This is a genomic window from Pseudoxanthomonas fibrivorans, assembly GCF_041464125.1.
Classification (GTDB): domain Bacteria; phylum Pseudomonadota; class Gammaproteobacteria; order Xanthomonadales; family Xanthomonadaceae; genus Pseudoxanthomonas.
Genome location: NZ_JBGNUG010000001.1, coordinates 224,043 through 250,305, shown reverse-complemented (window position 1 = coordinate 250,305; position 26,263 = coordinate 224,043). Strand labels below are relative to the sequence as shown.

Genomic DNA, 26,263 nt, shown 5'->3' with positions numbered 1-26,263 from the left:
GTACCCCCGGCGGACTCCATGGCGGACGCCCGGCACACGTGATGCCCCGCCCCCGCCTGCCGACGGACCCGCAAGCCGGCATGGCCCGGGCCAGCCCACGCAGGCGCGCTGCGGTCCCGCACGGGCCGGAACCGCGCCGGATTCATTCCAGCAGTCGCTGCATCCGCGCCGCGTCGGCGACGGCGAACCCGTGTGCGGTGTTGTCGAAGACGATCCACGCGCCCTGCCGGCCTGCGGCGCGCACCGCGGCCGCCAGCGCCTGCAGCGCTTCGTCGGAGTATTCGCTGTAGTAGATCCGCGGCGAGCCATGCCAGCGCCAGTAGCGCCAGCGGGCCGTGCTGGCGGGACGGTCGGCGCCGGGCACGCGGGCCGGATCGGCGGCGGCGCGGGACACGCCATGGCGCTCGAGCAGGGCGTCGGCCTGCGCCGTGAACCAGCTCGCATGGCGCGGCTCGCAGGCCAGCGGGGCCTCGCTGCGGCGGCGGAATGCACGGAAGAAGGTCGAAGCGGTGCGCGGTTCCAGCGCGAGGCCGGGCGGCAGCTGCAGCAGGTAGCCGCCGAGCCGCCCGCCCAGGCCGGCGCTCTCGTCGAGGAAGCGGTCCAGCACCGGCCCGGTGGCGCGCAGGCCACGCTCGTGCGAGGCGGCCTTCGGCACCTTGACCGAGAACCGGAAACCACGCGGCACGCTGGCCGCCCAGCGTTCGTAGGTCCTGGCCTGGTGCGGCCGGTAGAAGGACGAGTTGATCTCCACCGCGTCGAAGCGGGTGGCATAGCGGGCGAGCATGCTCTCGCCCGGCCCGAACAGGTGCGCGTGCTGGCGCGGGATCGACCATCCCGCGCATCCGATCCGGACCCGTGTCGCCATCGTTCCTCCGTTTCGACGCCACGCAGTGTCCGGCCCCGGGCGTGATCCGCCGGCGAAAGCCGGCCGTCCGGGCCAGCGCGACGCGGCGGCACCCGCAGCCTCCGTCGCCCCGGGCTGCCGGTGCTAGGATCGCCGGCCGGGACCCTTCCCGCGGACCGCCCCCATGCCCTCGCCTCCCCCTGGAAGCAGGCTCGGCCATCTCCTCCAGCGCGAATGCCTGGCGGCAGTCGAGGCGCTCGCGACCGCCGACCGGGACGCACATGCCGGGGTCCACGAAGCCCGCAAGGCCATCCGCCGCGCGCGTTCGCTGCTCGCGCTGGTGGCGCGCGAGCTGGACGTGCAGGCGGCCGACCGGATCCTCCGGCGCGCCGGCGCGAGCCTGGGCGCACTGCGCGACGCCCGCGCCGTGGCGCTCACCGCCGACCGCCTGGCGCGCCCGCGGGATGACGCGACGTGGAGCCTGGCCGCGGCGACCCTGCAGGCCCGGGCCGATCGCCTGGCCCGGCGCGAACTGGCGGTCGACCCGCGCTTCGCCCGGCGCCGCCGCGCGATCCAGCGCGCCGCGCGCCTGCTGCGCGACCTGCCGTGGGCCGACGTGCGTTCGGCCGACATCCGCACCGGCGTGGTCCGCCAGGCGCGGCGGGCGGAGCGGGCCGGCCGGCGGGCGGACCGGCACCCGGATCCGGACAACCTGCACCGCTGGCGCCGCCGGGTGCGACGCCTGCGGATGCAGGTCGACGCGCTCGACGCGTTGCGCATCGACGTGCCGGCGCACGACCCAGGCGCCTCCCGGCGCCTGCACCGCCTGAGCGACGCGCTGGGGGCGCGCCAGGACCTGGCGGTCCTGGAAGAGACCCTGCGGCGGCTGCGCGCGCTGGACGGTCGCCGCGAACTGCTGGCGCAGCTGCAGGCGCAGCCGCGGTCGACGTGATGCCGCGCCGGCGGCCGGCGACGCCACATCAACGCGTGATGCAGGAAGCCCATGGCCAGGATCGACGCGAAGAAGGACCTCGGGCACCTGTACCTGCCTTCCGCGCAGGAGGTGGTGGAAGTCGACGTGCCGGCGCTGCGCTTCCTGATGGTCGACGGCCGGGGTGATCCCGACACCGCGCCGGCCTATGCCGCCGCGGTCCAGGCGCTGTTCACCGCGTCGTACTCGGCGCGCTTCGCGCTGAAGAAGCGGGTCGCGATCGACTATGCGGTGATGCCGCTGGAAGGCCTGTGGTGGTCGGACGACATGTCCGCCTTCCTCGAAGGCGACCGCGCCCGCTGGCAGTGGACGCTGATGGTGATGCAGCCAGCGGTGGTGGACGATGCCACGCTGCAGGCCGGCATCGCCCATGCCCGCGCGAAGGGCCTCGATGCGGCGGGCGGCCTGCGCCTGGAAACCTTCCACGAGGGCCGCTGCGCCCAGGTGCTGCACGTCGGTCCCTTCAGCGACGAAGGTCCGACGGTGCGGCGCGTCCATGACTTCATCCAGGCGCGTTCGGGCCTGCGCGGCCGGCACCACGAGATCTACCTCAGCGACGTGCGCCGTGCCGCCCCGGCGCGCTGGCGCACGGTGATCCGCCAGCCGATGCGGTGACGGCGCCCGGCGCGGCGGCCCGCGATCCCGATATCGGCATCGCTCGCGCCGACAATGGCATTGGTCGCGATGCGCGGCCCATCCGATACTCGCCCGGTTCCCTGCATCCGCACGCGCCACGATGGCGCCCATTGCCCCGGGAGATCCGATGCGCCCTCCACGCCGGTCCCACGCACGGTTCGCGCGCCTGGCGGCCGTGCTCCTGCTGCTTGCCGGCCTGCCCGCGGCGGCGGCCGACTTCCACGAGTGGGCGCCGTCGCCGCCGATGGGCTGGAACAGCTGGGACGCGTTCGGCACGACCGTGACCGAAGCACAGGTGATGCAGCAGGCCGAAGTGATGGCCGCGCGCCTGAAGCCGCACGGCTGGCAGTACCTCACCGTCGACATCCAGTGGTACCAGCCCACCGCGCGCGGCCACGCCTACGAGGAAGGCGCGGCGCTGTCGATGGACGGCCACAGCCGGCTGCAGCCGGCGGTGGCGAAGTTCCCCTCGGCGGCCGGCGGGCGCGGCTTCGGGCCGCTGGCCGACAAGGTGCACGCGCTCGGGCTGAAGTTCGGCGTCCACATGATGCGCGGCATCCCGCGCCAGGCGGTGGAACGCAACACGCCGATCCTCGGCACGGCCTACCGCGCCGCCGACATCGCCGACCGCGGCAGCACCTGCCCGTGGAACCCGGACATGTACGGCGTGGACATGGCGCGCCCCGGCGCCCAGGCGTACTACGACTCGCTGATGCAGCAGCTCGCCGACTGGGGCGTGGACTTCGTCAAGGTCGACGACCTGGCCCGGCCCTACCACCAGGCCGAGGTGGAAGCGATCCGGACGGCGATCGACCGGACCGGGCGGCCGATCGTGCTGAGCATCTCGCCGGGCGAAACGCCGCTGTCGGCCGGGCCGCATGTCGGCGGGCACGTCAACATGTGGCGGATCAGCGACGACTTCTGGGACCAGTGGCCGCTGCTGCTGGCGCAGTTCAAGCGCCTGCACGACTGGACGCCTTACCGCCGCGACGGCGCCTGGCCCGATGCCGACATGCTGCCGCTGGGCCTGGTCGAGTTCGGCCGGCCGACCCGCTTCACCCGCGACGAGCAGTACACGCTGATGACCCTCTGGAGCATCGCCCGCTCGCCGCTGATCCACGGCGGCGACCTGACCCGGACCGACGACTTCACCTGGTCGCTGCTCACCAACGACGAGGTGCTGGCGGTCAACCAGCGCAGCCGCGGCAACCGCCAGCTGTTCCGCACCGAAGACGGCCTGGTCGCGTGGGTCGCCGACGGCGGCGATGGCGCCACCTACCTGGCCGTGTTCGACGTGCGCGATGCGCCGGCCGGTGCGCCGGCCACCCGTGCGGTACCGGTCGCGCTGGACACGCTGGGCCTGCACGGCCGCGTGGCGGTGCGCGACCTGTGGCGCCGCACCGACCTGCCGGTGGCGGAAGGCACCTTCGCGCCGCAGGTGGCGCCGCATGGGGCCGCGCTGTTCCGGCTGCGACCGGTCCGCAGAGTCGACCGGCCGCGTGCCGCACGCTCCCCGTGCGGAACCGCGGCCCGATCCATCCGGCCATCGCGCCGCGGCATGTCCACCGCCCGCGCCATGCGCAAGGCCGCGCCACGCACCGCGGCATCGCCCTGCCACGACCTCACTTCGGCTGCAGCGACGCCTGCAGTGCGCTGGCCAGGGCCGCATCGCCGTTGACCAGCTCGACCCAGCGCAGCTCCAGGCCTTTGCGGCGCCCTTTTTCCACCAGCTTCAGGCCGTCGGGGTCCAGGGTCAGGGTATAGGCCTGGCCTGCGATCGTGAGCTCGCGGCGCAGGGGCTTGTCGAGCGGGGTCATGGCAGGTCCTCGACCGGCGTTCGCCCGTCAGTCCTTTCCGTCATCATTCGGCGAATCGGCTTCCTTGGCCTCATCGTTCGACCGCGTTTCCTGGGCGCCGGTGCCGTAGGGACTCGGTGTCTCCGGCTGGTGGGCGTCGGCGGTCGGCGCGGGATTGCCTTCGGCGGGCTCCTGCCGGCATGCCGCCAGCGCGAGGGCGAGCATGAGCAGGGTCGTGGTGCCCGTGAATGTGTTGCGGCGCATCTGCGTGGTCCTCCAGGTCTTGCACGCCGTGGCGGCGAGCCGCGGCGCGATCCCGGCACAGGCTAGGCGTGGCCACCTGACAGCGCCGTGACGGGGACCACGCGCATGCCCCTGCAGGAAGCAAGCGTGGATACACGGCGCCGCGCCGGCCCCGCCCCTGGGGGCGATCGCCGGCGCGGCGTGAGGCGGGCTACCGGACGATCCGGCCGTCGATGATCGGGTAGTAGACCGACGGGTTCGGGTCGTCGATGTCGATTTCCAGCAGGCTGGTGTCCCAGTGGTCCACGGTCAGTTCCCAGCGGCGCTTCTCGCCGGCGACGTAGGCCTCGGTGTCGGGGAACAGCTTCCTGATGAGCTCGCCGCGCGACAGGCCCAGCGGCCTGGGCTCGGCCGGCGACACGCTGATGATCACGAAGTCGTAGGGGGAACCGACCTGGTGGTTGCGCAGGGCGTACAGGTTGCTGCTGGTGGTGGTGCCGGCCTTGATCTGCGCCTCCATGATCGGCCGGTGCCATTTCTTGTACAGCGCCAGCCATTCGTCCTGCTTGCCGGGCGGCACCTTGTAGTAGCTGACGCCCACGCGCGGCCGGTCGGGCAGGTCGCGGCCGGCCAGGGCCTGGGCGGCCGCGGCCTGGATGCCGAGCACGGCGATGCCGAGCGCGGCGACGAATGCGAGGATGTGCTTCTTGGCGGTCATGGAGGGTCTCCTGGTAGGGAACGCGACGCGGGGATTCGCGCCGCTCAGAGCTGCACGGTGAGGGCCACGAAGTACTGGCGGCCGTAGATGTCGTAGGTGCTGTTGTGGGTGACGCCGGCCACCCCTCCGACCTGCGGCGGGTCCTTGTCGAGCAGGTTGTTGATGCCCGCGCCCAGGCGCAGCCGGGTGCCGAAATCCCAGCTGCCGAACAGGTCGAAGTAGCTGAAGGCGTCGACCGGCGGCGTGGTCGAGGCCGGGTTGAGCACCTTGGACGAATGCTCCATCGCGCCGATGTAGCGCCAGCGGAGGCCGATGCTGCCGGGGCCCTGCTGGTAGCGCGCCTGGCTGACCGCCTTCCACGTCGGCAGCGTGCCGACGTAGCCGGCGTAGTCGTAGGCCGGGCCGCCCTTCAGCGCCTGCACCTCGTACCTGTCCACCCAGCTGGCGACGGTCCCCGCGGACAGCCGCGCGCCGTTGCCGAGCTCGCCCTGCCAGTCCAGTTGCGCGTCGATGCCGCTGGTCCGCAGGCTGCCCATGTTGAAGGTGGGCTTGTAGATGTTGTCGATGCGGCCGGTGTCGGCATTGCGCTGGATCAGCGCGCAGTAGAAATTGCCCGCGGAGTAGCCCGGGTTGGAGCCGTCCTGGTTGAAGCACGAGGCCAGCACCTGCGCCGAGGTCAGCGTGCCGATCACGTCCTCGACCCGGATGTCGAAGTAGTCGGCGGCCACCGAAAGCCCGGTGCCGTCCGGCGTCCACACCACGCCCAGGGTGTAGGTGTCGGCGGTCTCGGGGTCCAGCGCGGTATTGCCGGACCGGGTCGCCAGCGATTCGCGCTGGGTGTCGATGTAGCTGGGCAGCAGCGCCGCGGGGATGCCGTGGGCCAGGCACAGGGCTTCGATCGCCGCGGCGTTGCCGCCACGGCGCAGCGGGCTGCCGGCCTCGCACTGGTCGCCCTGGCCGTTGGCGACCAGGCCGTAGCTGTTGGACTCGGTTTCCGACGCCACGTAAAGCTCGCCGACGCTCGGCGCACGCACCGCGCGCTGGTAGCCGCCGCGCACGCGCAGGTCCTCGATGAGCGCCCAGGTGAAGTCGGCCTTGTAGGTGTCCACGCCCCCGGACAGGTCGTAGTCCGAGTAGCGGTACGCCAGGCCGACGTCCAGCGAGCGCGCGAACGGCGCGTCGTACAGGACCGGCACCAGCGTCTCCACATAGGCCTCGCCGACCCGGGTGCTGCCGTGGCTGGGTCCCTTGGCCGGCACGCCGACGATGCCGCCCTGCTGCAGCAGCCGGTCGGGCTGGAAGCCGTAGCTGTTGCGCCGCCAGCCCAGGCCGGCGGCGAAGCGCAGTTCGCCCGCCGGCAGCTGGAACAGGCCGCCCTGCACGTTCGCCTCCACCACCTCCTGTTCGAGTTCGGTCCGGCTGGCGGTGGCCGCGACCAGGTAGGTGCGGCACTCCGGCGAGAGCACGGTCAGGCCGAACGGGTCGTAGCCGCCTGCGCACAGGCTGGCGCCGCCGTCCGGGGCACCCAGCAGGTTGCGCAGCGAGGCGATGACCACCGCGCCGTTGTTGACCTCGTGCGCGCGCAGCCGGCCCTTGCTCGCGTACGCGTCCCACGAGCCGTTGATCGCGGCGAGGTCGCCGCGGACGCCGGCCAGGAACTGCCAGGTGTCGAAGTCGCGCTCGAAGGTGCGCGGACCCGCCTCCTGGAAGCGCTTGTGCAGGCGGAAGTCGGCGTTCGGATTGGCACGCGAGGCCAGGATCGTGCGCAGGTCGGCGGGGACGAACGGGTTGGCGACCGGGACGTTGATGCCGGTGTTGCCCGCTTCGGCGGCCACGTAGCTGGACAGGCTGGACCAGCTGAACTGGCCGTAGGCCTGCACCTCGTCGGTGACGTCGTAGCCGACCCGGGCGAACGCGCCGTGGCGTTCCAGCGGCACCTGGACCAGCGAGAACTGGTTGAGGTTGTTGAGCTGGGTGCCGGTGTCGTTGAGCTGGCCGTCCGGGCCGCGCCAGTTGAACGGCCCCTTGTTGGCCGCGAACAGCGTGCCGTCGTCGTTGAAGCCCAGGTACGTCGTCGGCGATACCGGCACGCGCCCGGGGGCGGCGCCGTACTGCGCGAAGACCCGGTCGACCGCGGCCTGCGCCGGCAGGTTCGCGCCGAACTCGTAGGTGCCGGTCTGGATCCGGAAGTCGGTCCCCCCGGGATTGCGGCGGAAGAACTCGCGGGCCATGAAGTCGACCCCGTCGCGGTCGCTCCACGACAGCGACAGCACGGCGTTGCCGCGGTCATCGGCGAAGTTGCCGCCCAGGGTCACGGCCAGGTCGGTGGTGTCGCCATCGCCCTCGCCGTACCGGGCGAACTGCCCGTCCAGCCGGATGCCCTCGAAGTCCTCCTTCAGCCGCACGTTGACCACGCCGGCGATGGCGTCCGAGCCGTACACCGCCGACGCGCCGCCGGTGATGATCTGCACGTCCTCGATCAGTGCGGCGGGGATGGCGTTGACGTCGACCACGTTGTCGGTGGTGGCGGGCTGCAGCCGGCGGCCGTCCAGCAACACCAGGTTGCGCTGGGCCCCGAGCCCGCGCAGGTTGAGCGTGGCCTGCCCGGTTCCGCCCCAGCCGGCATTGGTCTTGTTCGCGCCGATGCCCAGCTGTGGCAGCTGGTTCAGGGCTTCCTCGAGGGTGGACGTGCCGGTGTCGCGCAGGGCTTCGCGCGAGACGCTGGTCAGCGGGCTGCTGCTGGCGTAGTCCGGCCGGGCGATGCGCGAGCCGGTCACGGTCACCGCATCCAGTTCCGTGGCGGTCACCCCTGCCGGAGCGGCCGCGGCGGCGCCGCCGGCGTCATCGGCGGCGTAGGCCGGCAGCGCGAGGCAGACGGCCTCGGCAACCAGCAGCGCGAGCGCGCGGCGCCGAAAGCGGGCCGCAGCGGGCCATTCCCCCGGGCGACGCCCGGGAGCGGAACGAGTACCTGTGGACATGGTCTGGAAGCCCCTGGGTTCTGCGCGACATGCGCGAACGTCACGGGAATCTGCCAGTTGCACGACGGCATCAGAAAATCATTTGGAAGCATCTGCTCATGGAGCAGCGGGCTCATCTGCTCATGCGTTCCGGTTCTGTGTCGGCGACGCGGTCGGACATCGCGCGCTGCCATCTGCCATGCCTCGCGATCCGCGCCACGCCTGACCCGATCGGCAGCATGCCGCCTGGTTGCATCACGCACACGCATCGCAGCGCGCATCGGGCAGGTCCGTCCGGGAGCGCGTGGCCGCGGTGGCTGGCGCGTGCGGCGGACTTCAGTGGCGACCGCGCGGTGGCGCGGACACGCGCGCGACCCGGCGCGTGCGGGACGCGAAGCGGGGCCCTGCGGCCGCCGCCCGCCCGCTCAGTCGGCGAGGTTGATCCAGGTCGCCTTCATCTCGGTGTACTTGTCGAAGGCGTGCAGCGACTTGTCGCGGCCGTTGCCGGACTGCTTGTAGCCGCCGAACGGGGCGGTCATGTCGCCGCCGTCCCAGTAGTTGACCCAGACGCTGCCGGCACGCAGGCCGCGCGCCATGCGGTGCGCGCGCGCCAGGTTGGCGGTCCACACGCCGGCGGCCAGTCCGTACTCGGTGTCGTTGGCGATGCGCAGGGCCTGGGCCTCGTCGTCGAACGGAATCACCGACAGCACAGGCCCGAAGATCTCCTCGCGGGAGATGGCGTGCTCCGGACGCACGTCGTCGAACACGGTGGGCTCGATGTAGCAACCGCCCTCCACGGTCTGCACGCGGTTGCCGCCCAGCGCCAGCCTGGCGCCTTCGGCCTGGCCCCTTCCGATGTAGTCGAGCACGCGCCGGGTCTGGCCTTCGTCGACCATCGCGCCCATCGGCGCACCCGGTTGCAGCGGATGGCGCGGCTGCATCCTGCGGCCGGCCTCGACCACGCGGGCGACGAATTCCTCGTGGATGCCGCGCTCCACCAGCAGGCGCGAGGCGGCGGTGCAGACTTCGCCCTGGTTGTAGAAGATGCCCGACGCGGCGGCCTCGGCGGCCTTGGCCAGGTCGGGCGCGTCGGCGAACACGACATTCGGGCTCTTGCCACCACATTCCATGTACGCGCGCTTCATGTTGGACAGGCCGGCGCACTGCAGCAGGCGCTTGCCCACGGCGGTCGAGCCGGTGAAGACCAGGCCGTCGACGTCCATGTGCAGCGCCAGCGGCTCGCCGGCCTCCTTGCCGAACCCGGGCACGACGTTGAACACGCCATCGGGGATGCCGGCTTCCGCGACGAGCTCGGCCAGACGCAGCACGCTCAGCGGCGACTTCTCCGACGGCTTGAGCACCACCGAGTTCCCCGTGGCGAGCGCCGGCGCCAGCTTCCACGCCGCCATCAGCAGCGGGAAATTCCACGGCACGATCGCGCCGACCACGCCGAGCGGTTCGCGGGTGACCAGGCCCAGTTCGTCATGGCCGGTGGGCGCGACCTCGCCATACACCTTGTCCAGCGCCTCCGCGGTCCAGGCGAAGCAGCGGATGGTCGCGGCGAGGTCAACGTTGCGCGCGTCGTCGATCGGCTTGCCCATGTCCAGCGTTTCCAGCAGCGCCAGCTCGTCGGCGTGCCGTTCGATCAGCGCGACCAGCTTCTGCAGGGTCTTCTTGCGCTGCACCGGCCGCGCCCGGGACCAGCCCCCGGCCTCGAAGCTGCGCCGCGCCGCGCGTACCGCGCGGTCGATGTCCGCCTGCCCGCCGGCGGCGACCTGGCCCAGCACGCGGCCGTCGATCGGGCTGACGCAGTCGAAGGTGGCGCTGTCGGCGGCATCGACGTAGCGGCCGTCGATGAAGGCCTGCGTGCGCAGGGCGAGGCCGTCGGCCATCGCCTGCCAGTCGTCACGGGTGCGGGGGTTGCTCATCGGAATCTCCAGTTCCTCAGCGATCGTGTCCGCACAAGCGGAAACCGTGTGCCTTCACTCGCGGCCTCGCCACGCACCAGCGATCCGGTGCGAGGCCTGCCGACGGGAAGTAAAGGAGGAGGCTGCGGCCGCAGGCCGGAGCCGGGGGACATGGACGTCGGCAGGCCTCGCGCCGGATCGCCGCTACCATCTTCCACGTGCGTCGAAGGAGGCCGCCGAACTGCACTGGCCGCCAAGCTGCCCATCAGAACGTCGCCGGCGTGTTCGCGCTGACGATCACCGCCTCAGTGTCGCCGACGTTGCGGAAGCGGTGCGGAACCCTGCTCTCGAAGTAGTAGGCCTCGCCCGGGCCGAGTACCCGCACCTGCGCCCCGACGGTGACTTCGACCTGGCCGGCGATGACCACGCCGCCCTCCTCGCCTTCGTGCTCGATCATCGCCTCGCCGGTGTCGCTGCCGGGCGGCATGACCTCGCGCAGGATGCACATCTGCCGCTGCGGGCGGTGCTGGCCGACCAGGTAGTAGTGGATGTCGTTGTTGCCCACGTCCGGCAATTCGTCGGCGGCATAGAACGGCTGCTCGGGCGGGCCCGGGTCGAGGTCCAGGGTGAAGAAGTCGGCCAGGGAGATCGGGATGCCGTCCAGCACCTTCTTCAGCGAGCTCACCGACGGGCTGACCTTGTTCTGCTCGATCAGCGAAATGGTGCTGTTGGTGACGCCCACGCGGCGGGCCAGCTCGCGCTGGCTCAGGTTGCGGGCGGTGCGGACCCGCTGCAGGCGTGCGCCGATGTCCATTCCGCGTGTCGGCTCCCGTGCGCGGGTGGGGAAGATGGCCGCCGGGTGTCCGGCGTGTTGCGGGATACTTTACATGCCACCCCGCCACGGTCAATTTTTGGCGTAGACTCGCCCCGAGCGTTGAATTTTTAAAACGGCGACGCCCCGGCCGGCCCGGTACGTCCCGTCCGGACCCGACCCTGCGAGCGTGCCGATGAGCCAAGACGACCCCACCCTGCGTGCCGCCCTGGCCGACCACTACGCCGCGCAGAACCTGGCGGCGCCGGCGGCGATGGACGCGTTCTGGATGCCGTTCACGGCCAATCGCCAGTTCCGCGGCACCCCGCGCCTGCTGGCCTCGGCCGAGGGCATGTACTACCGCGACGTCGAGGGGCGCCCGGTGCTGGACGGCACTGCCGGGCTGTGGTGCTGCAACGCCGGCCACGCGCGCCCGCGGATCGTGGAGGCGGTGGCGAAGCAGGTCGCCACGCTCGACTTCGCGCCCAACTTCCAGATGGGCTCGCCGCTGCCGTTCGTGCTGGCCGAGCGGCTGAAGGCGATCGCCCCGCGCCCCCTCGACCATGTGTTCTTCACCAACTCCGGTTCCGAGTCGGTGGACACCGCGCTGAAGATCGCCCTCGCCTACCACCGTGCCCGCGGCGAAGGCCAGCGCGTGCGCCTGATCGGGCGCGAGAAGGCCTACCACGGCGTCGGCTTCGGCGGCATCTCGGTCGGCGGCCTGCCCAACAACCGCAAGTGGTTCGGCCCCGGCCTGCCGGGCGTGGACCACCTGCGCCACACCCTGGACATCGGCCGCAACGCGTTTTCGCGTGGGCTGCCGGCGCATGGGGTGGAGCTGGCCGAGGACCTGGAGCGGCTGGTGCAGCTGCACGACGCCAGCACCATTGCCGCGGTGATCATCGAGCCGATCTCCGGCTCGGCCGGCGTGGTCCTGCCGCCGCCCGGCTACCTGCAGCGGATCCGCGAGATCTGCGACCGCCACGGCATCCTGCTGATCTTCGACGAGGTGATCACCGGGTTCGGCCGGGTCGGCGAGCCGTTCGCCGCCCAGCGCTTCGGCGTCACCCCGGACATGATGACCACCGCCAAGGGCCTGACCTCCGGCTGCGTGCCGATGGGCGCGGTATTCGTGTCGGCCGATATCCACGACGCCTTCATGCAGGGTCCGGACAGCGCGATCGACCTGTTCCACGGCTACACGTACACCGGCCACCCGCTGGCCTGCGCCGCCGCGCTGGCCACGCTCGACACCTACGAGGAAGAAGGCCTGCTGACCCGCGCGCGCGCGCTGGAACAGCACTGGGAAGACGGCCTGCATGCGCTGCGCGACAAGCCGCATGTGGTCGACATCCGCAACTTCGGCCTGATCGGCGCGGTCGAGCTGGCGCCGGAAGCGGGCAAGCCCGGCGCGCGCGGATACCAGGTCCTGGAGCGCGCGTTCCGCCGTGGCCTGCTGGTGCGCACCACCGGCGACACGGTCGCGCTGTCGCCGCCGCTGATCGTCGAACGACAGCACATCGACGACATCTTCTCCATGCTGGGCAAGGTGCTTTCCGGCCTCTGACCCCGCGACCCGGTCCCCCGCGCCGCAGACACCGACATCCACGGAGATTCCCATGCTGATCGGCGTTCCCAAGGAAATAAAGAACCACGAGTACCGCGTCGGCCTGACCCCGGCCGGCGCGCGCGAGCTGTCCGCGCGCGGCCACCAGGTGCTGGTCGAGCGCGACGCGGGTGCCGGCATCGGCCTGGCCAACGAGGCCTACGAGGCGGCCGGCGCGCAGATCGTCGACACCGCCGCCGAGGTCTACGGCCGCGCCGAGATGGTGGTCAAGGTCAAGGAACCGCAGCCGGCCGAGTGCGCGATGCTGCGCCCCGGCCAGGTCCTGTACGCCTACCTGCACCTGGCGCCGGATCCGGAGCAGACCGCCGCGCTGCTGGCGTCCGGCGCCACTGCCATCGCCTACGAGACCGTCACCGACGATCGCGGCGGCCTGCCCCTGCTGGCGCCGATGAGCGAGGTCGCCGGACGCATGTCGATCCAGGCCGGCGCGCACGCGCTGGAAAAGGCGCAGGGCGGCTCGGGCATCCTGCTCGGTGGCGTGCCCGGCGTGAAGCCGGCCGAGGTCATGGTGATCGGCGCCGGCACGGTCGGGCTCAACGCCGCGCGCATGGCGATGGGCCTGGGCGCACACGTGACCCTGCTCGACCGCTCGCTCGAACGCCTGAAGTACGTCGACGAGCTGTACGGCGACCGCCTGACCACGATCTATTCCAACCGCGACGCGATCGAGGACCGCCTGCCCTACACCGACCTGGTGGTCGGCGCGGTGCTGATTCCCGGCGCCGCCGCGCCCACCCTGCTCTCGCGCAGCCATCTCCGGCTGATGCGTCCCGGCTCGGTGCTGGTGGACGTGGCGATCGACCAGGGCGGCTGCTTCGAGACCAGTCGCCCGACCACGCACCAGGAGCCGACCTACGAGGTCGACGGCATCATCCACTACTGCGTGGCCAACATGCCCGGCGGCGTGGCGCGCACCTCCACCTTCGCCCTGACCAACGCCACCCTGCCGCATGCACTGGCGCTGGCCGACAAGGGGGCGCTGCAGGCGCTGCGCGACGACGTGAACCTGCGCAACGGCCTGAACGTCCACGCCGGCAGGCTGACCTACCGCGCGGTGGCCGAAGCGCTGACGCTGCCGTACACGCCGGCCAGCGAGATCCTGGCCGCCTGACGCCGGCGTTGCCGGGCATGGCCTGACATGCAACGACCACGCGAGGACGCCATGACGCGGACGCTCCACCATCACATCGGCGGCCGCCCGCATGCCGGCGATGGCGACCATGGCGAGGTGTTCGATCCGGCCACCGGCCAGGTCACCGCCCGCGTGCCGCTGGCCGGTTCCGATGACGTGCGTGTGGCGGTGGATGCGGCCCAGGCGGCCTTCCCGGCCTGGGCGGCGACGCCCCCGCTGCAGCGCGCGCGCGTGATGTTCCGCCTGCGCGCGCTGCTCGAACGCGACGCCGACGCGCTGGCCCGCACGATCACCGCCGAGCACGGCAAGACCCTGTCCGATGCCCGCGGCGAGGTGACCCGCGGCATGGAAGTGGTCGAATTCGCCAGCGGCATCCCGCACCTGCTCAAGGGCGAATACTCGGCCGAGGTCGGCCGCGGCGTGGACAGCTGGAGCGAACGCGCGCCGCTGGGCGTGGTCGCCGGGGTCACCCCGTTCAACTTCCCGGTGATGGTCCCGCTGTGGATGGCGCCGGTGGCGCTGGCCTGCGGCAACAGCTTCGTGCTCAAGCCGTCGGAGAAGGTGCCTTCGGCCGCACTGCACCTGGCCGCGCTGCTCGGCGAGGCCGGCCTGCCCGACGGCGTGTTCAACGTCGTCCACGGCGGCCGCGCGGCGGTGGACGCGCTGCTCGACGACGGTCGCGTGCAGGCGCTGGGCTTCGTCGGCTCCACGCCGGTGGCGGAATACCTGTACCGGCGCGGCAGTGCCGCCGGCAAGCGCGTGCAGGCGCTGGGCGGGGCCAAGAACCACGCCGTGGTGCTGCCCGACGCCGACATCGCCGTGGCCGCCGACGCGCTGCTCGGCGCCGGTTACGGTTCGGCCGGCGAGCGCTGCATGGCGATCTCGGTGGCGGTGTGCGTGGGCGAGGCGACCGCCGATGCACTGGTCGCCGCACTGGCGGCGAAGGTCGCCGCGCTGCGCATCGCGCCGGGCATCGACGATCCCGACATGGGCCCGCTGGTCGATGCGGCGCACCGCGAACGCGTGCGGGGCTACCTCGACCTGGGCGTGGCCGAGGGCGCCCGGCTGGTGGTCGACGGGCGCAGCCACGCATGCGTGCGCGGGGACGGCTTCTTCCTCGGCGGCAGCCTGTTCGACCGCGTCGAGCCGGGCATGCGCATCTACCGCGAGGAGATCTTCGGGCCGGTGCTGTGCGTGGTCCGGGTGCCGGACTTCGAAGCGGCGCTGGCACTGGTGGACCGGCACGAGTACGGCAACGGCACGGCGGTGTTCACCCGCAGCGGGGGCGCGGCGCGCGAGTTCGCCCGGCGGGTGCAGGCCGGCATGGTCGGGATCAACGTGCCGATCCCGGTGCCGATGGCCTTCCACAGCTTCGGCGGCTGGAAACGGTCGCTGTTCGGCCCGCTGCACATGCATGGCCCGGACGGCGTGCGCTTCTACACCCGGCTGAAGACCGTGACGGCGCGCTGGCCGGACGGCGCGGCCGGCGCCGAGTTCACGATGCCGACGATGCGCTGAGGCGCCGGCCCCGGCCGCGATGCGGCCTGCACGCCGCGATGGCTACACTGCGCCCCCGCCGTCCGATCCGCACGGGAGAGGCATGACCGACGATCCGCGCCGCGCGCAGCTGCGCCGCATGAAGGCCATCGCCCTGGCGATGCTGCTGGCGATGCTGGCCGGCTTCGTGCTCAGCCACGCGATGGGCAACGAAGGCGTGTGGGCCTGGGTCTCGGCATTCTGCGAGGCGGCCACGGTCGGCGCGCTGGCCGACTGGTTCGCGGTGGTCGCGCTGTTCCGCCACCCGCTCGGCCTGCCGATCCCGCACACCGCCATCGTCCCGCGCAGCAAGGCGCGCATCGCCGACAGCCTGGCCGCGTTCGTGCGCGACCACTTCCTGGAGCCGCAGACGCTGCTGGCGCGGCTGGAAGTGTTCGATCCGGCGGCGAAGCTCGGCGAATGGCTGTCGCGGCCGGAGCAGTCGCACAGGCTCGCCGGGCTCGCACGGGGCTGGGCGCTGCAGGCGCTGGACCTGCTGGACGAGCGCGCGGTGCGCGAGGCCATCCAGGCCTTCGTCACCGCCCGCCTGCGCGGCTGGAACGCCGCCGCCACCGCCGGCGACGTGCTCGGCCTGCTCACCGCCGACGGCCGCCACCAGGCGCTGCTGGACGAGGCGCTCAAGCGCCTGGCCCGCTACCTGGACGACGAGGCGGTCAAGCAGCGCGCGTCCGGCCTGCTGGTCAAGCACGCGCGCAAGGAATGGCCGCGCCTGGTGGGGACGGTGGATTTCGTCAAGCCTGTCGAAGGCATCGCCGACAGCCTCGCCGACCGCATTGCCCGGGCCATGCTCGACGAGCTCAACGAGATCCTGTCGCGCGCCGACCATCCGCTGCGCCGCGACTACGAGGACTGGCTGCAGGCCTACGTGCAGCGCCTGCGCGAGGACCCGGCGCTGGCCGGGCGGGTCGAGGCGATCAAGCAGAACCTGATCGGCCATGAAAGCGTGCAGGAATACGTGCGCGGCCTGTGGGACCAGGTCCACGCCAGCCTGCGCCGCGACCTGGAACGCGGGGACGGCGTACTCGCCCGCCACCTGGAACGCTCGCTGGCCGGGCTCGGCGGCGCGCTCGCGCGCGACGGGGCGCTGCGCGAGGCGATCAACCAGCACGTCCTCGGCGGCGCGGAGAAGCTGGCCCAGCGCCTGCGCGGCGGCGTCACCGACTACATCGCGCAGACGGTCAAGGCCTGGGACGAACGCCACCTGGTCGAGCAGCTGGAGCTGAGCGTGGGCCGCGACCTGCAGTACATCCGCTTCAACGGCACCCTGGTCGGCGGCCTGATCGGCCTCGGCCTGCACGCGCTGATCGTGCTGCTGGAACGCGGCCCGGCCTGACCACCCTGCCGCAACGCAGCATCGATTGTCCTCAAGCACCGGCCGCCCCGGCCGCTATGCGATAGACGACCGCTCCTGCGGCCACCGTAGAACAGGGGATACGACATGACCGCACGCCCGACCGTGCTGCTTTGCGACGATTCGCGCGCCCTGCGCATGCTGGCCAGCGGCCAGCTCGAGGAGGCCGGCTTCCAGGTGGCCGGCGAGGCCGGCAACGGCCTAGAGGCCGTGGCCCAGTACCAGGCGCTCAAGCCGGACCTGGTCCTGCTGGACCTGGTGATGCCCGAATGCGACGGCCGCCAGGCGCTGGCGCGGATCCTTGAGGCCGACCCGAAGGCGCGCGTGGTGATCCTCAGCTCGCTCGGCGCGCAGAGCGACATCGAGGAGTGCCTGCGCCTGGGCGCCCTCTCCTACCTGCAGAAGCCCATCGACCCCGAGGCGATGGAGCGCGTGCTGCGTGACGCGCTCGCCTGACCGGCGGGTATCATCCGGACAATGCTGAGGGGATAACCGATGGCTGTGAAATTCCTGGGCCAGTTCCTGATGGAGCGTGGCGTGATCACGCCCCAGCAGCTGCTGGCGGCGATCGAGGCGCAGCGCGCCTCCAACCCGCTGCTGGGCGAGCTGGCCGTGCGCCATGGCCTGCTGACCGAGGCGCAGGCGCGCCGCATCAACGACCGCCAGCGCGCCGACGACCGCCGCTTCGGCGACATCGCGCTGGAGATGGGCCTGCTCGACGCGGCCCAGGTGGACACCCTGCTGGCGGCGCAGAAGGCCGGGCGCAAGCTGTTCGGGCAGGTGCTGCTCGAACAGGGCGTCATCGAGCCGGCGCGGCTGGAAGCGGAACTGGCCGCGCACCGCGCCGACCAGGACGCGGCCAACCATGCGCTGGCCGTCGGCGTGGCCGACCATGCGCTGGCCGAACTGGCCAACGGCGCGATCCAGCTGTGCGGGCGCCTGTTCCCGCGCATGCTCGACGGCCAGTGCCAGGCCGCCGGGGTGCTGGGGGTGGAGGACATGGACCTGTTCCCGCACGTGGCCCACGTGCGGATCGACGGCGAGCAGCCGATGTTCATCGGCATGGCCTGCAACCTGGACACCATGCGGGCGATGGCCTGCGCGTTCCTGAAGATCGGACCGGAGCGCTGCGACGATGCGCTGGCGCTCGACGGCCTGGGCGAGATCGTCAACGTGCTGATGGGGTATGTGGTGCGCAACGTGCTGCCGGACGACGTGCAGTACCGTGCGTTCCCGCCCGGCCTGTCGACCCCGGCCGCCACGCTGCTGGCCGACCGCGAGCGCAGCCTGGCCCTGCTGATGAACTCCCAGCTCGGGCCGTTCGTCCTGCTGGTCGGGGACTGACCCGCGGGGACGCGGCGCGTGCCGCGTCCCCTGTTATTCTGGATCCGGCAGCAGGAGGATCCATGGTCACTCCGGCAGACATCCAGGCAGGCCTGGACCGCGGGGAATTCTTCCTCGAATACCAGCCGATCGTGTCGCTGGCCGACGGCCGCTGCACCGGCTGCGAGGCGTTGCTGCGCTGGCGGCGGCTGGGGCGGATGATCGGGCCCGGCGAGTTCATCCCGGTCGCCGAGGAGAGCGCGCTCGGCGGGCTGCTCACCTATTTCGCGATCGAGACCGCCGCGCGCGAGCTCGGGCCCTGGCTGGCCGAGCGCCCGCAGCTGTTCATGAGCATCAACGTGCCGCCGGCGCTGCTGGGCCGGGGCGGCATCGCCTATGCCGCGCAGAAGACCGGGTACTACCGCGTCCTGCGCGAGCAGCTGATCCTCGAGATCACCGAGCGCGGCATTCCCGACAGCATGGGCATGGCGGAGATGCAGGCGGCCGCGCGCAACGGCGTGCGCTTCGCGCTGGACGACGTGACGCTGGACAGCGCCAACCTCGCGATCCTTTCGCGCTGCACCTTCCATGTGATCAAGATCGACCGCCAGCGGGTGGCGGAGATCGACGGCGCTCGACCGCTGCCGGAGTGGCTGGCGGGATTGTCGGCGCTGCTGTCGGCCACCGACCTGCAGGTGATCGCCGAAGGCGTGGAGACGCCGGCGCAGGAGCAGGTGCTGCGCGCGGCGGGCATTCCCCTGGCGCAGGGCTCCCTGTACAGCCGTCCACTGGCGGCGCGCGCGCTGCAGGCCTTCCAGGCCTGGAACGGGGACGCACCGGCGGACGCCGGCACCGCGCCGCTGGCCGGGCCGGGCTAGCCCGCGGCCAGCCGCCAGGCGCGGTGGATGCGCGCGTTGCGCGCGAAGTCCGGCGGGATGGTCGAAGCGCTGATCTCCTCGCAGTCGGCGAACTGCGCCACCGCGTCGGCGTCCAGGCGGAAGCGGCGGAAGTTGTTGGAGAAGTACAGCGCCCCGCCCTGCGCCAGCCGCGCCGAGGCCAGCCGCAGCAGGCGCACGTGCTCGCGCTGCACGTCGAAGTCGTCGGCACGGGCGGAGTTGGAGAAGGTCGGCGGGTCGCAGAAGATCACGTCGTACTTCCCGCGCTCGGCTTCCAGCCACGCCAGCGCGTCGGCCTGCACCAGCTGGTGCGCCGCGCCGGCCATGCCGTTGAGCGCGAGGTTGTCCGCGCACCACTGCAGGTAGGTGGCGGACAGGTCGACGCTGGTGGTGCTGGCCGCGCCGGCCACCGCCGCCTGCACGCTGGCCACGCCGGTGTAGCAGAACAGGTTGAGGAAGCGCCGGCCCTTCGCTTCCCGGGCCATGCGCCGGCGCAGCGGGCGGTGGTCGAGGAACAGGCCGCTGTCCAGGTAGTCGAACAGGTTCACCCACAGCCGCGCGCCGTTCTCGCGCACCACGAAGCGCTCGCCCTGCTGGTCGTACTTGCCGTACTTGGAGCCGCCCTTGCCGCGCTCACGGGTCTTCAGCGCCAGCCGCTCCGGCGGCACGGCGAAGGTCTCGCGCGCGGCGGCGAGCAGTTCGTTGCGGCGGCGGCGCACGTCGGCGTCGGGGATCTCGGCCGGCGGCGCGTACTCCTGCACGTGCAGGAAGCTGCGCTGCTCGCCGCCGTCCTCGGCGTAGACGTCGATCGCCGCGGCGTACTCGGGGATGTCGGCGTCGTAGGCACGGAAGCAGGTCACGCCCTCGCCGCTGCGCCAGTTCTTCAGCTTGCGCAGGTTGCGCTGCAGCCGGTTGGCGACCATCTGCGCGCCTTCGGACAGCGGCCGCGGCGCGGCGTCGCGCTGCGGCGGGCGGACCGGGTCGCAGACGATCAGCGCGCATTCCAGCGCCCCGTTGAACAGCTGGTACTTCTTCGCCGCGCGCAGGCCGGTGGCATGGGCCAGGTCGGCGTCGCCGCACAGCAGGCTGGCGCGCCACTCCGGTACTGCCCGCTGCAGCGCCTGGCCCAGGCGCCGGTACAGCGCACCATCCGCGGCCAGGCGGCGATCGTAGGGTGGATTGCACGCCACCAGGCCTCGCGGTTCCGGCCGCACCGGCAAGGCGTCGATGTCGCGCACCTCGAACACGATCGCGCCGGCCACGCCGGCTGCCTGGGCATTGGCGCGCGCGGCGGCGATCGCCTGCGGATCGAAGTCGCTGCCATGGAAGACCGGACGCAGCGCGGCCAGGCCGGACTGGGCGCGGGCACGCGCCTCGGCGACCCGGGTGGCCCAGGCGGCGGTGTCGAAACCGGTCCAGCGGGTGGGCACGGCGACCGGTGGCGGCGTCGCCGGCATGGCCGGTGCACGCGTGGCCATCGCCGCGTCCCACGGGTTGGTCGTGGCGGGTGCCGCTCCGGGCGGGGCCGCATCCGCCGCGGGCAGTGCCTGCATCCGGCCGAGGCCGGGCGCGACCTCCGCGACCATCAACGCGCCTTCGATCAGCAGCGTGCCGCTGCCGCACATCGGGTCCAGCAGTGCACCGCCTTCGGCGTACAGGTTCGGCCAGCTACCGCGCAGCAGCATCGCCGCGGCCAGGTTCTCCTTCAGTGGCGCCTCGTGCGCCGAGGCGCGCCAGCCCCGGCGATGCAGCGGGCCGCCGCCGAGATCCACCGACAGCGTCGCCCGGCCCTTGCGCAGCGACAGGTTCAGGCGCAGGCCCGGCGAGTCCACGTCCACAGACGGCCGCTCGAGGCCTTGCGCGCGGAACACGTCGACCACCGCGTCCTTGATGCGTTGCGCGGCGAAACGCGCGTGGGTGATCGCCTCGCCGGACACGTGCGCATCGACGGCCACGGTGTCGCCTTCGCGCAGGTGCTCGTGCCACGGCAGCGACGCGGCGCCGTCGTACAGCGCCTGCTCGTCCGGGCAGTCGTACTCGGCCAGCGGCCACAGCACGCGGCTGGCCAGGCGCGACCACAGCACCGCGCGCTGCGCATCGTCCAGGGTGCCCTCGGCGTTGGCGCCGGCGACCGTGGCGGTGGCCTTCGCCGCGCCCAGTGCCACCAGCTCGTCGGCGAGCAGGTATTCCAGGCCCTTGGCGCAGGAGACGAAAAACTTCATGGGGAGGTCCACGGAGGGGGCGTGCGGCCGGCGCGCGGACATGCCGGCCGGTCCGCCGGCGGCGGCCGTCACCGGGATGCACGGGCACGCCGGATGAGCGGGACTGGTTTGGGCGGGAATGGTCGGGCATCGGGACGGGCAACGCCAGCCCGGCCCCGTCCACGGTCACCACGGCGTCAGCTGCCAGCCCGCGCGTCCGGCCTCCAGGCGCGCGCCCAGCGCCAGCCCGTCGAGGAACGCATCGTCGTGCGAGACCACCAGCAACGCGCCCGGGTAATCGAGCAGCATCCGTTCCAGCGCCGCTTTCGAGTCCAGGTCGAGATGGTTGTCCGGCTCGTCGAGCAGCAACAGCTGCGGCGGCTCGGCCGCGTAGAGCACGCAGGCCAGCGCGGCCTTGAGCCGCTCGCCGCCACTGAGCATGCCGGCCGGAACCGCGATCCGCGCCGCATCCAGGCCGAGCAGCGCCAGGCGCAGGCGCCGGTCCGCCTCGGACATGCCAGGGGCGGCGGCGCGCAGGCTGTCCAGCGCGCTGGCCTGCGGCGGCAGGCCCGACAGGGTCTGGTCGAGGAGTGCCACGGGCACGTGCACGTCGCAGCGGCCGGCCAGCGGTTCGAGCACGCCGGCGAGCAGCCGCAGCAGGGTCGACTTGCCGCAGCCGTTGTCGCCGACCACGCCGATCCTGTGCGCGCCACCGATCGACAGCGACAGCGGGGGCGTTCCGCGGGCGGCGAACGGCAACTCCACCTCGTCCAGTACCGCCACGCGCCGCTGCGCCGTGCTGGCCGGGGCCGGCGCGAACATCGCCACCGGCGCCGCATCGGCGACCCGCGCCGCCGCCTCGCGCACCTGCTGCCCGGCCTGCGCTTCGGCCTGCCGGCGCAGCAGCGCGCGCCGCCCGGCGGACTGCTCGCTGCGCTCGCGCTGGCGGTCGAGCAGGATCGCGGCCTGGTTGGCGTCGCGGCGCTGCTGGCGGTCGCGCGACTGCCGGCGCTGCTCGCGCTCGTGCAGGACGACGGCTTCGCGGCGCTGGCGGGCGCGGTCGGCGCGCGCGTGGGCGAGCTGCCGCTGGGCGGCGTCCGCCTCGCGCTGGCGGCTGTCCAGGTAGGCCGCGTAACCGTCGCCATGGCTGGCCAGGCCGTCGGCCGTCAGCTCGACGATGCGCTCCATCCCGCGCAGCAGCGCACGGTCGTGGCTGACCAGCAGCAGGCCGCCCGGCCAGTCGCGCAGCCGCGCGCGCAGGCGTTCGCGCGCGCCGCGGTCGAGGTGGTTGCCGGGTTCGTCGAGCACCAGGAAATCGGCACCGGACAGCCACGCGCCAGCCAGCGCCACGCGCATCGCCTCGCCGCCGCTCAGCCGCGCGGCCGGCGTCTCCGGTGCGAGGCCGGCGAGGCCTTCGTCGCGCAACGCGTCCTGCAGTTCCCCGCGCAGGTTCCAGCGTTCGCCCACCCGCTCGAAATCGGCGGGATCGCAGCTGCCGGACTCGATCCGCGCCAGCGCCGCCAGCACCGGGCCGAGGCCGGCGAGGCCGCCGATGCTGTCCGTCGGCGACGGCACCACCTGCTGCGGCAGGTAGTGCACGCGCCCTTCGCGCACGCTACGGCCCGCGGTCGGGGCGAGGCGGCCGGCCAGGATCGCGGCGAGCAGGCTCTTGCCCACGCCGTTGCGCCCGACCAGTGCGGTCGGCCGCAGGTCGAAGCGTTCATGGAGGTCGGAGAACAGGACCCGGCCGTCGGCCAGGACCTGGGTGACGCCTTCCAGCGCCAGGGAGGGATGCGACATGCGTGCTCCGGTGTGATGCCATGGCACTCCGGCCGGCCACTGGGGCGGCGGAGACTCGGGCCGTCGAAGACGGCGGCATCACTGGCGCATCGTGCGCATCCTCCAGCGGGAACATCGGGCGGACATGCTAACCCGGGGCATGCGCGCCCGGCTGAACCGGCCGCGACCCGCGGGCGCGTCAGCGCGGCAGCGATTCGAGCAGTTCGGCGAAGGCGCGCGCGGTCGCGTCCACGTGCGCGGCGAGCCGATGGCCGTCGTCGAGCAGCAGCAACCGTGCCGAACGGGTGCGCGCCCATTCGATCACCCCGGCCGCCGGGATGAGCTCGTCGTGCCAGGCATGCACCACCGACAGCGGCACCGGCGCGGCGTCCAGCGCCGGCATCGGTCCCATGCCCAGCGGCGGCACCATCAGGAACAGGGCGCGGGTCGGCACTTGCAGCGAGGCGATGGCGGAGACGTAGGCCCCCAGGCTCGAGCCACCCAGCACCACCGGACCACCGCGCGAGACCGCGGCGGTGGCCAGGTCGACCAGCCGCTGCAGCCGCGCGGGGACGTCGCCGACCCGGCTGACCTCCACGCGCGCGTCCAGGTCGGTGTAATCCGGGCGCTCGGTGGTCCAGCCCAGGCGTTCGGCGGCTTCGGCCAGGGCGGTGACCTTGGTCGCGTCCGGTCCGCTCTCGAATCCGTGCGAGAGGATGCAGTGGCCGCGGCTCACAGTGCCGCCACCGCGTCGCCCACGCGCACCGTGCCGCCCTCGACGATGCGCGCGCACAGTCCGCCATGGCCGCGCATCGCGTTGAAGCCGCCCGGCCCGAGCGCGGCCTCCATGCGCGAGCATGGATCGCAGGACTCGGTCCCCTCGAGCACCAGCTCGCCGATCCGGAAACGCCTGCCCTTCAGGGCGACGAGGGGAATGCCGGACACCACCAGGTTGCGGCGCAGGGTCGCCGGCGCGATCGCCTCGAGCCCGGCCAGCGCCGCGATCACCGGCAGGTGCTCGGCCTGGATCAGGGTCACGCCGCGTTCGCCGTTGCGGCCCTTGTAGCGGTCGCCGCGCAGTCCGCCACCGCCCTTGGCCTCCACCTCGGCCACCGCGACCATCGCCTGTTCGCGCGCCGGGCGCAGGCCGATCCATTCGACCCGACCGCTGCGCGGCAAGGTCGCCATCAGGCGCCCGAGCGGGCTGTCCGGAGCGGGTCGCGAGGAAGAAAAAGCGGGCATGCGCGAATGCTAGCATCCCGCCCCATGACCGCCGCCGCGCCCGCCATCGTCGACCAGCCGTTGCCTTACGTGGAGCAGCTCGGGCAGCGCCCGCTCGAGCAGGTCGATGTGGTCGTCATCCATTGCACCGAACTGCCCGACCTGGCCACCGCGCGCGGGTACGGCGAGCGCGTGCTCTACGACAGCGGGACCGGCAACAGCGGCCACTACTACATCGACCGCGACGGCACCGTGCTGCGCTACGTGCCCGAGGACCGCATCGCCCACCACGTGCGCGGCTGGAACCCGCGCGCGATCGGGATCGAACTGGTCAACACCGGCCGCTGGCCGCACTGGCTGGATTCGCGCCACCAGGCGATGGACGAGGCCTATCCGGACGCGCAGGTCGATGCGCTGGTGGCGTTGCTGCAGGACCTGGCCGCACGCCTGCCGGCACTGCGCCACGTCGCCGGGCACGAGGACCTGGACCGCGACCAGGTCCCCGCCAGCGACGATCCGGCCGTGCAGGTGTCCCGCAAGCGCGATCCCGGCCCCCGGTTCCCCTGGACCCGGGTGCTGGCCAGCGTCCCGCTGCAGCGGCTGCCGCGGTAGCGCTGCAGCCGGAGGCGACGCCCGGATGCAGGCGCGCCCCGGCCGATGCCGCCGGCTGAACCGCATCGCCCGCCGCCATTGCACCGCGTTCCCGGGGCACGGGCGGGCCATGTGGCGCCGCTATAATCGCCTTCTTTCCCGCAGCAGGCTGCTCCCTTGCCCCCCGCCCTCGGCCCCGTGGTTTCCGAACTGATCGAGCTGCTCGCGCTGGAGCGGCTGGAGGACAACCTGTTCCGTGGGCAGAGCCGCGACATCGGCACGAAATATGTGTTCGGCGGGCAGGTGCTGGGTCAGGCGCTGGCCGCGGCCCAGGCGACCATCGACAACGGCCGGCATGCCCATTCGCTGCACGCGTACTTCCTGCGCGCAGGCGACATCGAGCATCCGATCGTCTACGACGTCGACCGCACCCGCGACGGCGGCAGCTTCTCGGTGCGGCGGATCACCGCGATCCAGCACGGCAAGGTGATCTTCTTCTGCGCGGCCTCGTTCCAGGACGAGGAACCCGGCGCGGAGCACCAGCTGAAGATGCCGGAAGTGCCGCAGCCGGAGGACATCGCCCCGGCGCCGCCGGTGCCGGCGGAGGTGATGGCGACGCTGCCGACCAAGGTCCAGCGCTGGCTGTCGCGCGGTGGCCCGTTCGAGTTCCGCCACGTGTACCCGCGCGACGAGCTCAATCCGCCCAAGCGTCCGCCCTACCAGCAGGTCTGGTTCCGGCTGCGCGAGAACGTGGGCCAGATCCCGACCGAACTGCACCAGGCGCTGCTGGCCTACGCCTCGGATTTCCACCTGCTCGGCACGGCGACCTTCCCGCACGGGATCAGCTACTACACCCCGAACGTGCAGATGGCCTCGCTCGACCACGCGCTGTGGTTCCACCGCCCGTTCCGCGCCGACGAATGGCTGCTGTATTCGCTCGACAGCCCGAGCACCGAGGGCTCGCGCGGGCTCGCCCGCGGCCAGGTCTTCGACCGCCAGGGCCGGCTGGTCGCCAGCACCGCGCAGGAAGGCCTGATCCGGGTCGTGCCCGATCCGGGCAGCGCGCGCCTGGTCCCGGCGAAGGACTGAACCATGCGCCAGATCTTCACCAGCCAGCGACTGGAAACCGTGGAAGGCGTGGCCCGCCTGCTCGAGAACGCGGGCATCCCGGTGCACATCAGCCAGCCGCGTTCCTACCGCGGCAAGCGCCGCGGGCAGTTCAGCTACTCCGAGCCCGCGCCGGCCAACCAGCAGCCGGCGGTGTGGGTGCGGATCCCCGAGGACCAGCCGCGCGCGCGCGAACTGCTGCGCGAGGCCGGCCTGCTGGCGACCACGCGCTCCTACTCGGGCCTGCCGCAGCCAGCGACCGAACCGCTGCCTTCGCGCTTCGAGGACGGCGGCAAGCGCTGGGCCTGGCGCGTGCGCGTGGGCCTGCTGCTGCTGATCGCGGCGGTGGCGGTGTTCATCTGGCTGCGACGCCACCCCGCACCGGCCGTGCCGCAGGTCGCGCCGGCCCCTGCCGCGACGCCGGCCACCCCGGCGGCCCAGGAACCTGAAGAGGCCGGCGAGGACGAGGAAGTCCGCGTGCGGATCACGCCACCGCCGGGCGGCTGACCGCGCTTCTTCCGCCGCGCGGCGCAGGGGCGGAGCGCCGGCGTGGCCAGCGCTCCGCCGCGCCACCT

Annotated in this window: 24 protein-coding genes; 13 read left to right on the top strand and 11 right to left on the bottom strand. The window is 72.6% G+C overall.

Features of this window, described 5'->3' with window-relative positions; genetic code table 11:
• Positions 1–142: 142 nt before the first annotated feature.
• Complete coding sequence (locus tag ACA089_RS01195) at positions 143–865, bottom strand: DUF72 domain-containing protein (protein ID WP_372012641.1); 723 nt, start codon at positions 863–865, stop codon at positions 143–145.
• Between the two features lie 163 nt (positions 866–1,028).
• On the opposite strand from ACA089_RS01195, the gene ACA089_RS01190 reads away from it, so the two are divergent.
• The 3 genes from ACA089_RS01190 to ACA089_RS01180 all read left to right on the top strand — a co-directional run bounded on the left by ACA089_RS01190 (position 1,029) and on the right by ACA089_RS01180 (position 4,149).
• Positions 1,029–1,796: a CHAD domain-containing protein gene (locus tag ACA089_RS01190; RefSeq protein WP_372012639.1), complete on the top strand. Its 768-nt coding sequence runs from the start codon at positions 1,029–1,031 to the stop codon at positions 1,794–1,796.
• A 51-nt stretch (positions 1,797–1,847) separates the two neighbouring features.
• A complete protein-coding gene (locus tag ACA089_RS01185; protein ID WP_372012637.1) occupies positions 1,848–2,450 on the top strand; it encodes a GyrI-like domain-containing protein in 603 nt (200 codons plus the stop codon).
• Between the two features lie 148 nt (positions 2,451–2,598).
• Positions 2,599–4,149 (top strand): glycoside hydrolase family 27 protein, encoded by a 1,551-nt coding sequence (locus ACA089_RS01180; protein WP_372012635.1) that lies wholly within the window; start codon positions 2,599–2,601, stop codon positions 4,147–4,149.
• Here ACA089_RS01180 and ACA089_RS01175 read toward each other — a convergent pair.
• The 6 genes from ACA089_RS01175 to ACA089_RS01150 all read right to left on the bottom strand — a co-directional run bounded on the left by ACA089_RS01175 (position 4,094) and on the right by ACA089_RS01150 (position 10,906).
• Entirely contained in the window at positions 4,094–4,288 is a 195-nt protein-coding gene (locus ACA089_RS01175) for a hypothetical protein (RefSeq protein WP_372012633.1), read from the bottom strand. The two genes, ACA089_RS01180 and ACA089_RS01175, sit on opposite strands and share 56 nt — an antisense overlap.
• Positions 4,289–4,315: 27 nt before the next feature.
• On the bottom strand, positions 4,316–4,531 hold the full coding sequence (locus ACA089_RS01170) for a hypothetical protein (protein ID WP_372012631.1): 216 nt from the start codon (positions 4,529–4,531) through the stop codon (positions 4,316–4,318).
• Between the two features lie 190 nt (positions 4,532–4,721).
• Complete coding sequence (locus tag ACA089_RS01165; protein ID WP_372012629.1) at positions 4,722–5,228, bottom strand: hypothetical protein; 507 nt, start codon at positions 5,226–5,228, stop codon at positions 4,722–4,724.
• A 44-nt stretch (positions 5,229–5,272) separates the two neighbouring features.
• Positions 5,273–8,035: a TonB-dependent receptor domain-containing protein gene (locus tag ACA089_RS01160; RefSeq protein WP_372012627.1), complete on the bottom strand. Its 2,763-nt coding sequence runs from the start codon at positions 8,033–8,035 to the stop codon at positions 5,273–5,275.
• 575 nt (positions 8,036–8,610) lie between these two features.
• Entirely contained in the window at positions 8,611–10,113 is a 1,503-nt protein-coding gene (locus tag ACA089_RS01155; RefSeq protein ID WP_372012625.1) for an aldehyde dehydrogenase, read from the bottom strand.
• A gap of 244 nt (positions 10,114–10,357) precedes the next feature.
• Positions 10,358–10,906 (bottom strand): cupin domain-containing protein, encoded by a 549-nt coding sequence (locus tag ACA089_RS01150; RefSeq protein ID WP_372012623.1) that lies wholly within the window; start codon positions 10,904–10,906, stop codon positions 10,358–10,360.
• 214 nt (positions 10,907–11,120) lie between these two features.
• On the opposite strand from ACA089_RS01150, the gene aptA reads away from it, so the two are divergent.
• The 7 genes from aptA to ACA089_RS01115 all read left to right on the top strand — a co-directional run bounded on the left by aptA (position 11,121) and on the right by ACA089_RS01115 (position 18,771).
• The gene (gene aptA, locus ACA089_RS01145; RefSeq protein ID WP_372017585.1) at positions 11,121–12,470 is read left to right on the top strand and encodes an omega-aminotransferase AptA; all 1,350 of its coding nucleotides are present in this window, start codon (positions 11,121–11,123) and stop codon (positions 12,468–12,470) included.
• A gap of 52 nt (positions 12,471–12,522) precedes the next feature.
• Positions 12,523–13,641 (top strand): alanine dehydrogenase, encoded by a 1,119-nt coding sequence (gene ald / locus ACA089_RS01140; RefSeq protein ID WP_372012621.1) that lies wholly within the window; start codon positions 12,523–12,525, stop codon positions 13,639–13,641.
• Between the two features lie 51 nt (positions 13,642–13,692).
• Positions 13,693–15,180, top strand: coding sequence for a CoA-acylating methylmalonate-semialdehyde dehydrogenase (locus ACA089_RS01135; protein ID WP_372012619.1), 1,488 nt, complete (start codon positions 13,693–13,695; stop codon positions 15,178–15,180).
• Positions 15,181–15,262: 82 nt separating this feature from the next.
• Positions 15,263–16,552, top strand: coding sequence for a DUF445 domain-containing protein (locus tag ACA089_RS01130; RefSeq protein ID WP_372012617.1), 1,290 nt, complete (start codon positions 15,263–15,265; stop codon positions 16,550–16,552).
• A 105-nt stretch (positions 16,553–16,657) separates the two neighbouring features.
• Positions 16,658–17,026, top strand: coding sequence for a response regulator (locus ACA089_RS01125; RefSeq protein WP_372012616.1), 369 nt, complete (start codon positions 16,658–16,660; stop codon positions 17,024–17,026).
• 39 nt (positions 17,027–17,065) lie between these two features.
• Complete coding sequence (locus ACA089_RS01120) at positions 17,066–17,914, top strand: chemotaxis protein CheX (RefSeq protein ID WP_372012614.1); 849 nt, start codon at positions 17,066–17,068, stop codon at positions 17,912–17,914.
• A 62-nt stretch (positions 17,915–17,976) separates the two neighbouring features.
• Positions 17,977–18,771, top strand: a complete 795-nt coding sequence (locus tag ACA089_RS01115) for an EAL domain-containing protein (RefSeq protein WP_372012612.1) — start codon at positions 17,977–17,979, stop codon at positions 18,769–18,771.
• Here the strand turns inward: ACA089_RS01115 and rlmKL are convergent.
• The 4 genes from rlmKL to ACA089_RS01095 form a co-directional block, all read right to left on the bottom strand.
• Positions 18,768–21,011: a bifunctional 23S rRNA (guanine(2069)-N(7))-methyltransferase RlmK/23S rRNA (guanine(2445)-N(2))-methyltransferase RlmL gene (rlmKL, locus tag ACA089_RS01110; RefSeq protein WP_372012610.1), complete on the bottom strand. Its 2,244-nt coding sequence runs from the start codon at positions 21,009–21,011 to the stop codon at positions 18,768–18,770. The genes ACA089_RS01115 and rlmKL overlap by 4 nt on opposite strands.
• Before the next feature lie 165 nt (positions 21,012–21,176).
• Positions 21,177–22,790: an ATP-binding cassette domain-containing protein gene (locus ACA089_RS01105; protein ID WP_372012608.1), complete on the bottom strand. Its 1,614-nt coding sequence runs from the start codon at positions 22,788–22,790 to the stop codon at positions 21,177–21,179.
• A 178-nt stretch (positions 22,791–22,968) separates the two neighbouring features.
• Positions 22,969–23,505, bottom strand: a complete 537-nt coding sequence (locus ACA089_RS01100) for a hypothetical protein (protein WP_372012606.1) — start codon at positions 23,503–23,505, stop codon at positions 22,969–22,971.
• Positions 23,502–24,011, bottom strand: coding sequence for an MOSC domain-containing protein (locus ACA089_RS01095; RefSeq protein ID WP_372012604.1), 510 nt, complete (start codon positions 24,009–24,011; stop codon positions 23,502–23,504). Before ACA089_RS01095 ends, ACA089_RS01100 begins: the two co-directional genes overlap by 4 nt.
• Positions 24,012–24,035: 24 nt before the next feature.
• On the opposite strand from ACA089_RS01095, the gene ACA089_RS01090 reads away from it, so the two are divergent.
• The 3 genes from ACA089_RS01090 (at position 24,036) to ACA089_RS01080 (ending at position 26,195) form a co-directional block, all read left to right on the top strand.
• Positions 24,036–24,602 (top strand): N-acetylmuramoyl-L-alanine amidase, encoded by a 567-nt coding sequence (locus tag ACA089_RS01090; protein ID WP_372012603.1) that lies wholly within the window; start codon positions 24,036–24,038, stop codon positions 24,600–24,602.
• 156 nt (positions 24,603–24,758) lie between these two features.
• Positions 24,759–25,670, top strand: a complete 912-nt coding sequence (tesB, locus tag ACA089_RS01085) for an acyl-CoA thioesterase II (protein WP_372012601.1) — start codon at positions 24,759–24,761, stop codon at positions 25,668–25,670.
• A gap of 3 nt (positions 25,671–25,673) precedes the next feature.
• Positions 25,674–26,195: a hypothetical protein gene (locus tag ACA089_RS01080; RefSeq protein WP_372012600.1), complete on the top strand. Its 522-nt coding sequence runs from the start codon at positions 25,674–25,676 to the stop codon at positions 26,193–26,195.
• Positions 26,196–26,263 lie beyond the last annotated feature (68 nt).